The organism is Chlamydiales bacterium (assembly GCA_041395025.1).
Classification (GTDB): Bacteria; Chlamydiota; Chlamydiia; order Chlamydiales; family JAAKFR01; genus JAJACP01.
The window spans coordinates 1,037,874-1,052,980 of record JAWLBH010000001.1 but is presented as its reverse complement, the minus strand read 5'-3'; the positions used below and the strand labels follow the sequence as shown (position 1 = coordinate 1,052,980).

Genomic DNA, 15,107 nt, shown 5'->3' with positions numbered 1-15,107 from the left:
TGAGAGGGCCATGAAAAAAATTGTTGCCCTATTAACAAGCTTAACCTTTGCTATAAATGTACAGGCGCTGCCAATTGGGAATCCTTTAGAAGCTAGTTTGATCACAGAAGGGCTCTTTAGAGAAAGTCATCAATCTTCTTCTCGTCTTTCTTGGTTGGATACCTGGAGTCTTAGGATGGGATTCTATGGAGACTATATCTATAACCACTACATGGTGATTATAGATGCGCATCAACAGCCTCATAGTGTACATAAGACTCAAATCTTAACGAATGCTGCTTATTTTGCTTTAAACCTAAAAAACTACTTTGATCTCTTTGCCACTCTTGGGACTTCTAATATCGAAATTCTTGGTGGATATGCTTCTCTTACAATTTTATCTAATACCAGCTTTTCATGGAGTTTAGGATTAAGAAAAACTCTTTGGGAAAATCGTGATTTTGGATTAGGAATAGAAGCGCAATACGCCTCTACGAAACCTCAAAGTCACCAACCCATTGGATCAACTACACTTCTATATGCAGATAATAACTATTTAGATTATAAAGAATGGCAAATTGGAATCGGTGGAGCTTATCGAATTGACATGACCTTTGGAACAGCTCTAATTCCTTATTTAGGATTAAAATCTGGACAAACATGGATTTTTCCTCATTATATTGGCTATCATCTAAAAAATTTATCGACTGGATGGAATTTTGGTTATGCAGTTGGAATCACTCTTCTTGGCAGTCATAGAGGCACTTTGACAGCTGAAGTGGCTTTTTTAAATGAAAAAGCCCTTTACCTTAATGGACAATGTCGCTTCTAAACCCTGTGAATCAATCTCAAAAATAACTAAAAATTTCTTGCTTTTAGCACTCAATCCAATCTCTTATGCATTCATTACAAGAAGACAAGAGGAAAAAATCCTGCTACTATCTCATATTAAGGACGATTAACTAAGAATACGCTCAAGAATCATATCTACAGAAAAACCAAACTCTTCACTTAATGTTGCAGCTGGAGCTGATGTTCCATAACTCTCCATACAAATTGCAATCCCCTCTAGACCAATAAATTTTTGCCATCCTAAATCTACTCCCGCTTCAATACTCACACGCATCCCAAGATTTCCTCCAATAATTGAATCTATGTAAACAGAATCTTGTAGATCAAACAACTCCCAACAAGGCATGGAAACTACCCTCACATCTTTTCCACGCTTGACCAACTCTTCAGAGACCTCTAATGCAATATGCAATTCAGAACCAGTCGCAAATAGCGTATAATCTGGTTGAAGATTTTCTTTCCTAACGATATAGGCTCCGCGCCCTAAACCTTGATCATATGGAATTTTCGTTTCTTCAAGTGTCGGTAAGGATTGACGAGAAAGAAGAATGGCTGTAGGTAACTTCAATCTTAAAGCAGCTAACCAAGCCATTTTGACTTCATTAGCATCTCCTGGCCGAATGACATAAAGGTGAGGAATCGCTCGTAAAGCGGCATAATGTTCAATCGGTTGATGGGTCGGTCCGTCTTCACCCAAGAAAATCGAGTCATGAGTGAATTGATAAATGACGTGCAATTTTGACATAGCTGCAAGACGGATTGAATTGCGTAAATAGTCAGAAAAAGCCAAAAAAGTTCCAATAAAAGGAGTAATCATGGCGGTATAAGCCAAGCCATTTGCAATGGTCCCCATCCCAAATTCTCTAACTCCATATTTAATATTACGTCCTGTAAAATTTCCTGCATCGATAGTAGAAAAATCTTTCAGCAGAGTTAAATCAGAACATGAAAGATCAGCTGACCCTCCATAGAGATGAGGCAAATAGTTAGCAAGCTCATTCACTACGAGATTGGATGCTTTGCGACCAGAGATGGAGAGATCAACTTTAATATTCCATAAGATATCCTCTAGGTTCTTAGGAAGTTTTTTCTCGACCATCTCTTGCCACACTTTGTAGAGATCAGGGTTTGCTTTAGCCCAAAGACGAAAAGTTTCATTCCAATCGGCTTCTAGCTTTTTCTGAATATTCAGTCTATCTTCAAAATAGGTTTCAATAGATTTAGGTATGTAGAAGAGTTCATTAGGAAGTCCTAGATTTTTTTTCGTTGCTTCTACCTCTTCAAGGCCAAGGGGAGCACCATGAACACTGCTTGTGCCCTCTTTCTTGGGAGAGCCCTTCCCGATCACAGTAGAAGCTAAAATAAACACAGGTCTGTCTTGAGATTTTCGGATAGTTGAAATGACTTTATTTAATTCATCAAAACTATGTCCATCTAGCTGATAAACATCCCATTTGTAAGCTCGAAAGCGACTAAGCACATCTTCAGACATGCAATCAGAAAGAGGGCCATCAAGAGTGATGTTATTCGCATCATATATGAAAATTAGATTGTTTAATTTTAGGTGTCCTGCAAGTGTACATACTTCATGACTAACCCCTTCCATCATATCCCCATCACTACATAAACAAAATATTTTAGAATCAAACAAGGTATGCTCTGCAGTATTAAATTTAGCAGCAAAAATCTTTTGAGCTAATGCCATACCTACGGCATTTCCCGTCCCTTGTCCCAAAGGACCTGTCGTTGCTTCTACTCCATCTGTTTGATGAAATTCCGGATGTCCAGGAGTTTTTGAATGTAATTGACGAAAATTTTTAATTTCTTCTAAAGAAAGGTCAAAACCTGCTAAGTGGAGACAGGAGTATAACCACATTGAACCATGACCAGGAGAAAGCACAACCCTATCACGATTCAGCCATTTCGAATTTTTTGGATTATGTTGAAGTGCAAATCCATAAAGATAGGCCCCAATTTCCGCACATCCAAGTGGAAGTCCTGGATGTCCTGAATTGGCTTTTTGTACGCCATCTATTGAAAGATCCCTAATGGCATTTGCTATCTTACCTAAAATTTTTTTTTGTTCTAAGTCTAATCCTCTATCATCCATTTTTTCCACCATACATGTATCAAAAAGAAAAGAGTCTAACGTGAGAATAGAAAAAATCTCAAGTGCATGCTACTCTACTTCCTTTATTCTTATCTCCAGATTTTTTGTCTCGATTCAAAATGTGTGTAAAGAGAAAACTTTTTTAAAGAGATCAGAGTCTTTAAAGTTAAGAAACCAACAAAATCTACAAAATGCAGAATAAAAGCTTAGAATGGTAGAGAATTATGATTAGCCAAGAACTCCGTAATCGTTTTCTTCAATACTTTAAAAATAAAGGACATACTCTTTTCCCTTCTTCATCTGTTGTTCCCTATAATGATCCTACTCTCCTCTTTACCAATGCAGGAATGAATCAGTTTAAGGAGATTTTTTTAGACAAAGGGGTGCATGATGATAAAACAGCGACTTCTTCGCAAAAATGTATTCGAGTGGGAGGCAAGCATAACGATTTAGAAAATGTTGGTCATACAAATCGCCATCTCACTTTTTTTGAGATGTTAGGGAATTTCTCATTCGGAGAATATTTTAAAAAAGAAGCAATTGCCTATGCTTGGGAAGTTTCCCTTGGTATCTTCGACTATAATCCAAAAAATCTATGGGCAACAGTTTTCAATGAAGACGTAGAATCCTTTGAACTTTGGAAGAGCTATCTCCCCGAACTACGCATTATCCCTATGGGAACTAAAGAGAATTTTTGGTCGATGGGAGATAGTGGACCTTGTGGTCCCTGTTCCGAACTCTATTTCGATCGTGGACCTCGTTTTGGAGCGGCACGTAACCCAGCCGAAGATCCCGAGGGGAATCGTTTTATAGAATTTTGGAATCTCGTCTTTATGGAATTCAATCGGAATAGTTCTGGAAAGATGGAGCCTCTGCCAAAAAAATCTATTGATACTGGAGCTGGATTAGAGAGGGTTGTTTCTCTAAAAATAGAAAAGGAGTCTCTTTTTGAAACCGATATTCTCCGCTCCTTAATCGCAGAGATAGAAAATATCTCAGGCCAAACATATGACTTTTGCTCTAATTTAGCCTCAGCATTTCGAGTGATTGCTGACCATATTCGATCTCTTGCATTTGCCATCGCTGATGGCGCTCAACCAAGTAATACTGAGCGAGGCTACGTTCTACGTAAGATTCTGCGTCGCGCTGTACGTTATGGCCGACAAATAGGACTAAATAAGCCTTTTCTTAGTCATTTGGTGCCACGTTTAATCAAAATGATGGGTCAGGATTTCCCTGAACTGAAAGCAGCTGAAGTTAAAATTCAAGAAAATTTAAACTTAGAAGAAGAGAAATTTTTAGATACACTAAAAAGAGGAGGTAACCTCTTCTATCAAGTGATTGATCAATCAAAAAAATTGGGAAACATTTCAGGAGATGATGCTTTCAAACTGAAAGATACCTATGGCTTTCCCTTAGAGGAATTAATCTTATTAGCAAAAGATATGCATCTTCCTGTCGATATTCAACGATTTAAGGAACTAGAAGAAGAAGCAAGAATACGATCTCGGACCGTTCAAAAAACGAGAGAGCAGGAATCTGAAGAACCCATCTTTAAAGAGTACCTTAAAAAACACCCTCCCTGTGAATTCTTTGGCTACTCAGCACTAACCTTACAGAGTGTTATTAGTGGAATTCTCCGTGAGGGAAGCGAAACTGCTTCTCTTAATGTTGGTGATACAGGATGCATTTTGCTAAATCAAACGCCTTTTTATCCAGAAAAAGGAGGACAAGTTGGAGATCATGGATTGATCGTCAATGGCCATAGCCACTTCATTGTCAATGATTGTCAAACTCCCTATCCCGGAATTATTGCCCATTATGGATATGTAAAAGAGGGAATTATACAAGTCGGAGACCCTGTAGAAGCTATCATCGATTCTGAAAGACGACAAAAAATTGCGAATAACCATACAGCCACTCACCTTCTTCATTGGGCCTTACAAGAGTTTCTTGGCCCCCATGTTCAACAGGCAGGCTCAGTTGTTGAACCAGAGCGATTGCGTTTTGATTATCATCATCACACACCACTTTCAAAAAAAGAGATCTCTCTTATTGAAGATCTGATAAATCAGAAAATTCGAGAAAATCTTCCTGTAACGTGTTACGAAGTGCCCTACAGCGAAATAGAAAACAAGAAAGAATTTAAACAGATTTTTAGTGAAAAATATGGATCTACTGTCCGTGTAGTAGATATCGATTTTTCCAAAGAGTTATGCGGAGGAACACATACTTCTCGATTGGGGAATATTGGGTATTTTCGCATTGTAAAAGAAAGCAGTATCTCTGCAGGAGTGAGGCGGATTGAAGCTGCCACTGGTCTAGAAGCTCAAGCCTTATCTCGACAATATGAGGAATGGATTCACGAAATTAGTGGCATACTTCATGTACAATCTAAACAGCTTGGATTACGTATTCATCAGATTCTTACTGAGAATCAGAACTTACATCAGAATTTCATCCAACTTAAACTCAAACTATTTACAATGGAAGCCGAAACCTTGATGAAAGAGATGAAAAAATTGGATCATGCCTTTTTCTTAGCTCATGCAAATGAGTTCAACACTGAAGAACTAAACCAATACGCTGATATCTTAATGAAAAAACAACCTTCACTACTCTTAGTCCTTATTGGCAAACAAAAAGAGAAATGCTCTCTTTTAATTCGAGTTTCTAAGGAACTAATTCTAAGAAAAATACATGCTAATGAGTTAATAAAAGAAATCCTCCCTTTACTCAATGGAAAAGGAGGAGGAAAAGCTGAAAAAGCACAAGGCAGTGGGACAAAAATAGAAAACATCTCTGAAGTATTCAAAATAGCATATCAATGGCTCGAACGGAAAATTACTTAACAAACCCTAAACTGCAAACATTTTGCCAACAGATTCAAGCAGCAGAGAGTGTGATTATTGAACAAATCTGGGAAGGGCCCAAAGCTCTCCTTATTGCCTTAGCACAGCAACACTCTAATAAACACCTTGTCATTCTTACACATAATGATCATCTTTTTGATAACATTTCCTATTTCTCTGACCAAACTCCACTTGAATTTCCTGCCTGGGAATCCCTACCTTCAGAGGAGGCTCCTCCGAGTCCTGATATTGTTGGAGAGCGTTATCGTATCTTGCGTCTCATTCAAGAAAGCAAATCTCCCCAAATCATCCTCACGAATTTCCATGCTATTCTTCAGAAACTCATTCCTCCCTATCGTCTTGATAGACTGCATCTAATCTTAAAAAAGGGAAACAAAGTTCCTTTTGATCTCCTCCCCGAACATCTTGTAGAAATGGGATATCATCAATCTTCTATTGCGGCTGATAAGGGAGAATTTGCTGTACGTGGGGGAATTGTTGATCTCTTTCCAGTCAACTCCCCTGATCCTTTTCGGATTGAATTTTGGGATGATGAAATTGTCTCAATTCGCAAATATAATCCAATCAGCCAAACCTCTATCAGTAAAGTTGATGAAATCCTAGTCACACCAGGTGAAGAACTCCAATTATTATCACAAGAAAAAGAGCTTGCAACACTGTTTGATTACTTAGGACCCAATGTAATTCTCATCTTTGATAAGGTCGAAGAACTGGAAGATAAGTATATCTCTTTGCAAAGCCTCAGCAAAAAGACATTAGGGATGCAAAGAAAGCTATTTGCTTCATTAGAGGATTTTCCCTTACAACCTAGAATATATTTCACAGCAAATCCCATCGAGAAAATCACCCATATCACACATTTAGCATCAAATCAATGCCAATTTGAATTTTTTAATCAACAGTTAACTGCTCAAAGATGGGTCCACCCTTTTTCTCCTCTTAATCAAGAAGATCCTCTCCTATATCTCACCGATTTTACACATATTCTTTGTCTTTACCAAACTGTATCAGAAAAACAATCCCTTATGAATAAAATGCAAGCTGCTGGCCTCAGTGGGGAGTATATGCAAGGGTATCTTTCCTCTGGTTTTACTCTAAATGAACCTTTATTGGCTCTTGTGCCAATGGCAGAATTGACTCATCGCTACAAACTGCGTCGTCAAAAACAACGTACCCATTACCATACGGATCCCATTGAAACCTCTATTTTAAATCCAGGAGAAGCGGTTGTCCATATGAATAATGGGATTGGCCGTTATTTAGGAATTGAAAAACGGCCAAATCATTTGGGCATTGAGACTGAATATATGCTCATTGAATATGCTCAAGGAGGAAAACTGTATGTTCCAATGGAAAATGCCAACCTTATCTCTCATTATATTGGCCCTACTGATGCTCCTCCTGAACTACATACGCTTGGAAATAGTCGATGGCAACGCGTCCGCGAGCGTACCCAACAAGCCATTATCGGATATGCGGAAGATTTATTAAAACTCCAGGCTGAACGAGTCATCAAAGGAGGATTTGTCTATCCTGCTGATAGCGAACTTGTCATACAATTTGGGGAGGATTTCCCCTATCAAGAAACACCAGATCAATTACTGACTATTCAACAGATCTCCCACGACATGCAAGCCAACCAATCAATTGATCGTCTCATCTGTGGGGATGTAGGGTATGGAAAAACGGAAATTGCCATGCGGATCGCATTTAAAGTGGTAGTCGATGGAGGGCGACAAGTGGCTATTTTAGTTCCTACGACTATGCTTGCTCTTCAGCATTTTGAAACTTTTTCTGAGAGAATGGCAAATTTTCCAATTAAAATTGGGATGCTCTCTCGTTTCCAGAAACCTAAAGAGATCAAAGAGACATTGAATGCGGTACAAAAAGGGATGATTGACATCCTAATTGGCACTCATCGCATTGCAAGTAGTGATGTAAATTTTAAAAATTTAGGTCTATTGATCATTGATGAAGAGCAGCGATTTGGTGTTCGTATAAAAGAACATCTAAAGAAAATGCGTAAAGAAGTAGATTGTCTTGCTCTTTCAGCTACTCCTATTCCACGCACACTCTATATGTCTTTAGTTGGTGCACGTGATCTTTCAGTGATCAACACCCCACCTGAAGATCGTCTACCAATTCAATCGATGATTTGTACCCATTCCGATGAATTAATTAAGCATGCCCTAATGAGAGAGATTGCACGCAATGGACAAGCCTATGTTATTCATAACCGTATCGATTCCATCTACAAAATAGCTGACCGAATTCGTCAGCTTGTTCCTAATGCAAAAATTATTGTTGGTCATGGAAAGATGAGTGCTCAGCAGCTTGACACTGTATTTCATCACTTTAAGTCTGGCAATGCTGATATTCTAGTCGCGACCTCAATTATTGAAAATGGGATCGATATTCCTAAAGCCAACACAATTTTGATAGATCGAGCAGATAGATTTGGCTTAGCTGATCTTTATCAAATGCGTGGCCGAGTTGGGCGATGGAATCGCAAGGCATATTGTTACTTTATGGTACCTGATCAAAAGGAATTAAGTGAGATCTCTCTTAAACGTCTTTCTGCCCTGACAGAAGGAGGGAATGGAATGAAAGTTGCTATGCATGACCTAGAAATTCGTGGAGCAGGAAACATCCTTGGCACGGAGCAATCAGGACATGTCGCAGCTATCGGCTTTCAGCTTTACTGTAAGTTATTAAAAAAAACCATTGCTTCTTTAGAAAAAAAGACCTCACCGCTCTTTTACCATGAAGTCAAAATTGAATTTCCTTTCAATGCACGCTTACCAGAAAATTATGTTAATGAAATTTCACTACGTATGGAAATCTATCAACGTTTAGGGGATGTAGAAGATGAGGAAGAAGTTGACTTAATCATTGAAGAGCTTCATGACCGTTTTGGATCTCCTCCAATAGAAGTCAGTTGGCTTCGGTGTTTAAGTCGGATACGCATCTTTGCGGCTCAAAATCATTTTACTTTTATTAAACTTACCAAATCTCTTCTTGTTGCTGAACAAATTCATGGTAAACAGAAAAAAATTACAAAAAAACTCATCTTTCACTATCCACATCAACCTCAGGAGGTCGAAAATATGCTCTTAGCAAAACTTAAAGAAAACTTTCCCTACAACTAGTCGTATGATGGAAGAAATAGATAAACTATGCTATGAAGTTTTCAGTTTCATCAAATTCTCCTGTTAGGATGTGAATCTATGTCATTCATGCGCGCTTTGCAATGTCAAAATTTTGGAAGACCACCCATCTGGCTCATGCGTCAAGCAGGACGTTATTTACCTAAATATCGTGCTATGCGACGAGGGCGCTCTCTTTTAGAGATGTTTCACTCTCCTAAAACAATTGTTGAAGTGACTGAACTCCCTATCGATGTTTTGAATGTTGATGCTGCTATTTTGTTCAATGATATTCTGACTGTTTTTGATGGAATGAGCATTCGTTACGACTTCCAAGAGAATATTGGGCCTGTTGTCTTTGATTCACCCAATGCAATTAATATGCGTGATCCTTATGATGCCTATTGCTATGTAATACAGGCGATTCAAACACTAAAAAAACAACTTTCCATTCCTCTGATTGGTTTTGCAGGTGGGCCTTTTACGATAGCAAGTTATTTAATCGAAAAAAAATCTAGTCAGCACTTAAAAAAAACTAAACAACTTCTTTACCGCGAACCCGAAATTTTTCTCTCTCTTATTGAAAAAATCACGGAAGCCACTATTGCCTATTTAAACTGTCAGGTTGAAGCTGGCGTTGACGCCATTCAAATTTTTGATTCATGGGCACATGTCTTGGCTTTTTCAGAATTCAACCATTATTGCCTTAAGCCAATGAGAGATATCCTTAATGCAATCGATATCCCTACGATTCTATTTTGCCGAGGTTCTTCTCTTTTTGCTCCAGAACTTGCTACTTTACATCCAGCTGCGATTAGCATTGATTGGAATGGCAGTCTTCCACTCATCCGAAAACTTATTCCACAAACAGTCGCTCTACAAGGAAATCTTGATCCAATGGTGTTATATGGATCTCAGAAAGAAATTGCGTCAGCAATTGATCGCTTGTTAGAGGGAATGAAAGAAGATCCAGGTTATATTTTTAATTTAGGACATGGCTTATTGCCTGATATTCCTTTAGAGAATGTAAAATTTATGGTGGATTATGTCCGACTTCGATCTTGCTAAGTTCCACATCCCTGCACCTCGCTATACCTCGTATCCTACAATTCCAGAATGGGAAAATTTGTCATTTGAAACCTATCAGGATAAGCTTCAAAAGCTCCCAGCAGAGGCTCCTCTCTCTCTTTATTTCCATATCCCCTTCTGTAAGACAATGTGTCTTTACTGTGGCTGTGCAGTCGTTTTGAACCGAAAACCTGAAAATGAAGAACTCTATGTTAATTACCTCATCCGAGAAATCGATCTTCTTACAAAAATCACTGGTAGACGAAAAGTGTTTCAACTGCATTTTGGTGGAGGGACACCGACAAAATTGTCTATTTCACTTTTTTCTTATCTCTTTGATAAAATTACTTCTGCTTTTGATATTGATTTTTCTAAAGAGATCGCCATTGAAATCGATCCTCGAACTGTAGATGATCAAAAACTTCGCTTTCTAAGAAATCTTGGTTTCAATAGGGTAAGTTTCGGAGTGCAAGATACCAACCCAAAAGTCCAAGAAGCTATCAAGCGCAGACAAAGTCTTGAAATGACCCTAGAAACTTATAAAACAGCGAGAATGCTTGGGTTTAAAGGGATTAATATCGATCTAATTTATGGACTGCCTTACCAAACATTAGAGACATTTCAAAAAACGATTTCTGATGTGATCACGATGCGCCCCGATAGAATCTCTCTTTTCTCCTATGCAAAAGTTCCTTGGTTAAAAAAACATCAACGTGCCATCAAACCAGAGACACTCCCTTCCTTCAAAGAGAAGTTTGCAATTTACGATACAGCTAAAAAGCGGTTGATAGAAAATGGTTATCTTGCAATTGGTATGGATCATTTTGCACTTGAAGAAGATGAAATTGCCCAATCTTTCCATCAAAAACGATTGGGACGCAATTTTCAAGGATATACGACTCACCTTGCTGATGACATGGTGGGGTTTGGAGTCACTGCCATTGGATGTGTATGTGATACTTATGTTCAAAATGTTAAAGATCTGCCTTCCTACTATGCAGCGATTGATAAAGGCATACTCCCTACTCATCGAGGTAAGGTGCTAACTGAAGAGGATAGGCTAAGAAAATGGGTGATTCATACTCTCATGTCGACATTTCAACTAGAAAAAAAAACCTTTGAATCTCAATATGGTCGGCCATTTGATCTTTATTTTGCTGATGAAATGACAAAGCTGAAAGAGCTGGAAGCAGAAGGGCTCCTCTTTAACACTTCAGAAAAAATTCTCATCACAGAATTAGGAATATTGTTGATTCGAGTGATTGCAATGACTTTTGATAGTTATCTTAAAAACGGACAAAATCAGTTTTCCCAATCAATATGAAAAAAATTGTGATTATTGGAGGAGGAATAGCTGGTTTATCTGCTGGGTGGTACCATAAGAAAAAAGGAGATCATGTCACGATTTTAGAAAAATCTCACCGTCCAGGAGGATGGATTCAATCCATTCAAGAGGATGGCTTTCTTTTAGAACAAGGGCCAAGAGGATTTCGTCCAACTGGAACAGGAAAACGCACACTTGCTCTTATCAAAGAACTTGGGTTAGAGAAAACACTGATTGCTGCGGATAAAAAAGCTAGAAAAAGATATCTCGTAATCAATGGAAAGCTATCTGTTGTTTCACCCTATTTCCTTCTCCGTCAAGGAATCATTCCTGCTCTATTACGTGATGCTTGCAAACCTGTGAATCCACTTGATGATGAAACCATTGCAGATTTCTGCTACCGTCGTTTTACAAAAAAGATCACTCAAAGAGTTGTTGATCCATTAGTAAAAGGGATTTTTGGAGGAGATATTCACACTCTCTCAATGCGCAACTGTTTCCCTGCTCTTTGGCATCGTGAAAAAAATGGTTCTATCATTAGAAATCTTCTTAAAAGTAGAAACCAGTCTTCTCCTAGCCTGTATTCTTTTCGTGATGGCATGGAAACACTTCCAAAAGCATTGGCTGAAAGACTGCAAGAAAATCTTCTATTCAATGTATCTTTGATCCGCATTGAAAAAGGAGGGGTTATCCTTGCAGATCAAACACTAGAGGCTGACACAATCATCGCAGCTGTCCCAGCTTATGCTTTAACTGACAAACATCCTTTTATCTATCAATCCATGACCATAGTAAATATGGGATGGAAGAGAGATCTCTTGTCAAAAAAAGGTTACGGATGTCTAGTACCTTCTTTAGAAAAAGAAGCGATCTTAGGGATGACATGGGATTCAGAAATTTTTCCACAACAAAACCAAGGTGAACAAACTCGAATCTGTGTCATGATACAAGGAGAAGCAGAAGCAGAAGTAGCAATTAAAGGGGTGCAAAAATATTTGGGTATCGATTCTTTGCCCGATAAGCTGAGGGTAACTAAGGCAAAAGATGCGATCCCTCAATATCTCATCGGTCATCATAAACATCTTGCTTACTTCCAAAAATGTTTTCATGTTGAACTGATTGGTCATAACTATACTGGAATCGGAATCAATAATTGCATTGAGGCAGGATGGAAGAGTGCGCAGTGATAGGAGCAGGAGCAGCTGGTTGCTTTGCGGCAATTACATGTGCAGAGACCTATCCAGCTGCAAAAATTAGAATTTTTGAAAAAAGTCCGCAACCATTAAACAAAGTCCGCATTTCAGGAGGAGGCAGATGCAATGTCACCCATGCTTGCTTTAACCCCAATATCCTCTGTCATTACTATCCTAGAGGTTATAAAGAACTATTAGGTCCTTTTCATCGTTTTGGTCCTATAAATACACTAGAATGGTTTAAAAGACGAGGAGTAGAACTCAAAACGGAAAGAGATGGACGGATGTTTCCTGTGACAGATCGTTCGGAAACAATTATTTCCTGTTTGTTGGGCCAAATCCAAGAAAAAGGTATCGAGTTGCATCTCGGGGTCAACATTGATGACTTCCCTAAAGCTGATGCTGTCATTCTTGCAACTGGAAGTAGTCGCTGGGGATATCAGATAGCAAAAAAATTAGGACATACAATTGTCCCTCCTATTCCCTCTCTTTTTAGCTTTAATATCCCAAATTTTCCTCTGATTCATTTAGCAGGTGTAGTGGCTCCTCATGCAACTGTTTGGCTTGAAGGGCGAAAAAGTCAAGAACAAGGCCCTCTTTTGATTACCCATTGGGGATTGAGTGGACCTCCTATTCTCAAACTTTCTGCCCGTGAAGCGCTTTTTTTATCTGAAAATCACTATCGTGCTATGGTAATGGTAGAATGGGGCGAAGGACTCCCAAAAAGGTTAAAAAAAGAAAATCCCCACGATAGATTTGAGATGCAGGGGAAAACGAGCTATAAAAAAGAATTTGTCACATGTGGTGGCATCGAATTAAAAGAAGTCAATTTTAAGACGATGGAAAGTCGAATTCATCCTCGCCTCTTTTTTGCTGGAGAAATCCTCAATATCGATGGATTTACTGGTGGATTTAACTTTCAAAATGCCTGGACAACAGGATGGATCGCGGGTCTCTCTGCATTAAAAGATATCTCTACAGAAACTACATTCTCTTCAACTCATGATGAATCGTAAAATAGGCAATGATTAATCCACTCAAAGATAGGAGCATGGCCACCAATGAAATCGTAGAAAAAGCACAAACAGAAGACCCTGTTTTCGTGGCTGTGATCTGATAAATAGCTGTCAAAAAAGCAATCCCCATCGTCCCTGCTAATTGACGAGTTTCACTTGTGATCCCTGCAGCTATGCCCAATTTATCCCCATTAACCTGAGAAAGTGCCATAGCAATAGCGGGAGAAAGAGTCATAGGAATCCCCCCACCAAACGCAAGAAGACCAGGAAGCATGAACAGTATCGACCCCATATTGACTGTCAATAGCAACCAAAAAAGTGCAAAACTTAGTAGACTATACCCAATTAAAAGTGGATAACGAGAGCCAAATCGATCAGCAAGATAGCCTCCAAAAGGGGCCATAAAAAAGACAGGAAGAATCGCAATAAAAATCATTAATCCTGTATGTGCAGGAGTAAAATGTAATTCCTGCTGAAAGTAAATCGCCCATAAGATGGTAATCATTACGATAATCTGAGTCAGAAAGATAAAGAGATTGGCAAGAGAAAAAAGAGAATTTTTAAAAAGGTTGAAATCAATTAGAGGATGGGGGGTATGGAGAGAGATCCACCAAAAGAAAAATACAAAAAGAGGGCTAATGGCTAACAGTCCTAGGACAATGGGAGCAGTCCACCCCCATTCATTGCCTTGCATTAGAGCTAAAATAAACGCCGTAATCCCACAAAACATCATTAATGCACCCATACAATGAAAGGGCTCTTTTTTTCCCCTACCACGAGGGAGTATAAACAAAGCAGCTATCATTCCCAAACCTACTAGGGGAAGATTGAGATAAAAAATCCCCCTCCAACTCAAATATTGGGTAAAAAACCCTCCAATAGCTGGACCGAGAATAAGAAAAATAGAGCTAATGCCTGTATTAATCCCAATCGCTTTTGCTCGCTGGCCAATAGGAAAATTTGTAATCAAAAGGGCGCTTGTAGCTGGAATAATCAGCGCCCCTCCAGCTCCTTGAATAACACGCCCAGTAATCATCCATGAAAGATTGAGACTCATTCCACTTATAGCAGATCCAAATCCAAAAAGGAGAAGACCTATGAGAAAAAGTGCACGCTGACCAAATAAGTCAGACAATCTTCCTCCAATGAGTAAAAGAGAGGTTAAACTCAATAGATAAGAGTTGATAATCCAAATAAGAGAGAGGTGGGTCAAAAGCCATTCTCTTTGTATCGTTGGCAACGCGACTGGCATGACTGTATTATCTAAAAAAACAACAGATGTGCCACTTGTAGTAACCAAAAAAATCCACCATCGATTTTTTTTCATATCTCTCCTAATTTTGTACTATCAAAATAGACCTCCTCACTCTATTTGAAGAGGATCTTGTTCCTTATAGCTTTTGAAAATCAGAGGGATCAAATTTTGGACTCTTATCAAGAAAAAAAGAAGAGGTCCTTTTCTTATGTGTCCCAGTTTTTAAAAGACGTTTGTAAGCAATCATTCTTGATTGTTTCCCGTCTAAACATCAGACGCTGACATCTCATC

9 protein-coding genes are annotated in these 15,107 nt (G+C 38.7%); 7 read left to right on the top strand and 2 right to left on the bottom strand.

Features of this window, described 5'->3' with window-relative positions; translation table 11 throughout:
* The first annotated feature begins 10 nt into the window (after positions 1 to 10).
* Complete coding sequence (locus R3E91_04865) at positions 11 to 811, top strand: hypothetical protein (protein ID MEZ5315520.1); 801 nt, start codon at positions 11 to 13, stop codon at positions 809 to 811.
* Positions 812 to 937: 126 nt separating this feature from the next.
* Here R3E91_04865 and tkt read toward each other — a convergent pair whose 3' ends face one another.
* Complete coding sequence (gene tkt, locus R3E91_04860) at positions 938 to 2,941, bottom strand: transketolase (protein MEZ5315519.1); 2,004 nt, start codon at positions 2,939 to 2,941, stop codon at positions 938 to 940.
* 224 nt (positions 2,942 to 3,165) lie between these two features.
* Here tkt and alaS point away from each other — a divergent pair, with 224 nt between their 5' ends.
* From alaS to R3E91_04830, 6 genes are all read left to right on the top strand, one after another.
* Complete coding sequence (gene alaS, locus R3E91_04855) at positions 3,166 to 5,793, top strand: alanine--tRNA ligase (protein ID MEZ5315518.1); 2,628 nt, start codon at positions 3,166 to 3,168, stop codon at positions 5,791 to 5,793.
* Positions 5,769 to 8,963 carry a transcription-repair coupling factor gene (gene mfd, locus R3E91_04850; GenBank protein MEZ5315517.1) on the top strand — a complete coding sequence of 1,065 codons (3,195 nt, stop codon included), beginning with the start codon at positions 5,769 to 5,771 and terminating at the stop codon, positions 8,961 to 8,963. The genes alaS and mfd overlap by 25 nt, the downstream gene beginning before the upstream one ends.
* Before the next feature lie 78 nt (positions 8,964 to 9,041).
* On the top strand, positions 9,042 to 10,028 hold the full coding sequence (gene hemE, locus R3E91_04845; protein ID MEZ5315516.1) for a uroporphyrinogen decarboxylase: 987 nt from the start codon (positions 9,042 to 9,044) through the stop codon (positions 10,026 to 10,028).
* Positions 10,006 to 11,352, top strand: coding sequence for an oxygen-independent coproporphyrinogen III oxidase (gene hemN, locus R3E91_04840; GenBank protein ID MEZ5315515.1), 1,347 nt, complete (start codon positions 10,006 to 10,008; stop codon positions 11,350 to 11,352). The genes hemE and hemN overlap by 23 nt, the downstream gene beginning before the upstream one ends.
* On the top strand, positions 11,349 to 12,539 hold the full coding sequence (gene hemG / locus R3E91_04835) for a protoporphyrinogen oxidase (protein ID MEZ5315514.1): 1,191 nt from the start codon (positions 11,349 to 11,351) through the stop codon (positions 12,537 to 12,539). Before hemN ends, hemG begins: the two co-directional genes overlap by 4 nt.
* Positions 12,521 to 13,561 (top strand): aminoacetone oxidase family FAD-binding enzyme, encoded by a 1,041-nt coding sequence (locus tag R3E91_04830; protein ID MEZ5315513.1) that lies wholly within the window; start codon positions 12,521 to 12,523, stop codon positions 13,559 to 13,561. The genes hemG and R3E91_04830 overlap by 19 nt, the downstream gene beginning before the upstream one ends.
* On the opposite strand, the gene R3E91_04825 is transcribed toward R3E91_04830, so the two are convergent.
* Entirely contained in the window at positions 13,530 to 14,888 is a 1,359-nt protein-coding gene (locus tag R3E91_04825; protein MEZ5315512.1) for an MFS transporter, read from the bottom strand. The genes R3E91_04830 and R3E91_04825 overlap by 32 nt on opposite strands.
* Positions 14,889 to 15,107 lie beyond the last annotated feature (219 nt).

Coding starts and splice junctions, on each gene's coding strand:
- R3E91_04865 (MEZ5315520.1), top strand. CDS start 11: ATGAAAAAAATTGTTGCCCTATTAACAAGCTTAACCTTTGCTATAAAT.
- tkt (MEZ5315519.1), bottom strand. CDS start 2,941: ATGGATGATAGAGGATTAGACTTAGAACAAAAAAAAATTTTAGGTAAG.
- alaS (MEZ5315518.1), top strand. CDS start 3,166: ATGATTAGCCAAGAACTCCGTAATCGTTTTCTTCAATACTTTAAAAAT.
- mfd (MEZ5315517.1), top strand. CDS start 5,769: ATGGCTCGAACGGAAAATTACTTAACAAACCCTAAACTGCAAACATTT.
- hemE (MEZ5315516.1), top strand. CDS start 9,042: ATGTCATTCATGCGCGCTTTGCAATGTCAAAATTTTGGAAGACCACCC.
- hemN (MEZ5315515.1), top strand. CDS start 10,006: ATGTCCGACTTCGATCTTGCTAAGTTCCACATCCCTGCACCTCGCTAT.
- hemG (MEZ5315514.1), top strand. CDS start 11,349: ATGAAAAAAATTGTGATTATTGGAGGAGGAATAGCTGGTTTATCTGCT.
- R3E91_04830 (MEZ5315513.1), top strand. CDS start 12,521: ATGGAAGAGTGCGCAGTGATAGGAGCAGGAGCAGCTGGTTGCTTTGCG.
- R3E91_04825 (MEZ5315512.1), bottom strand. CDS start 14,888: ATGAAAAAAAATCGATGGTGGATTTTTTTGGTTACTACAAGTGGCACA.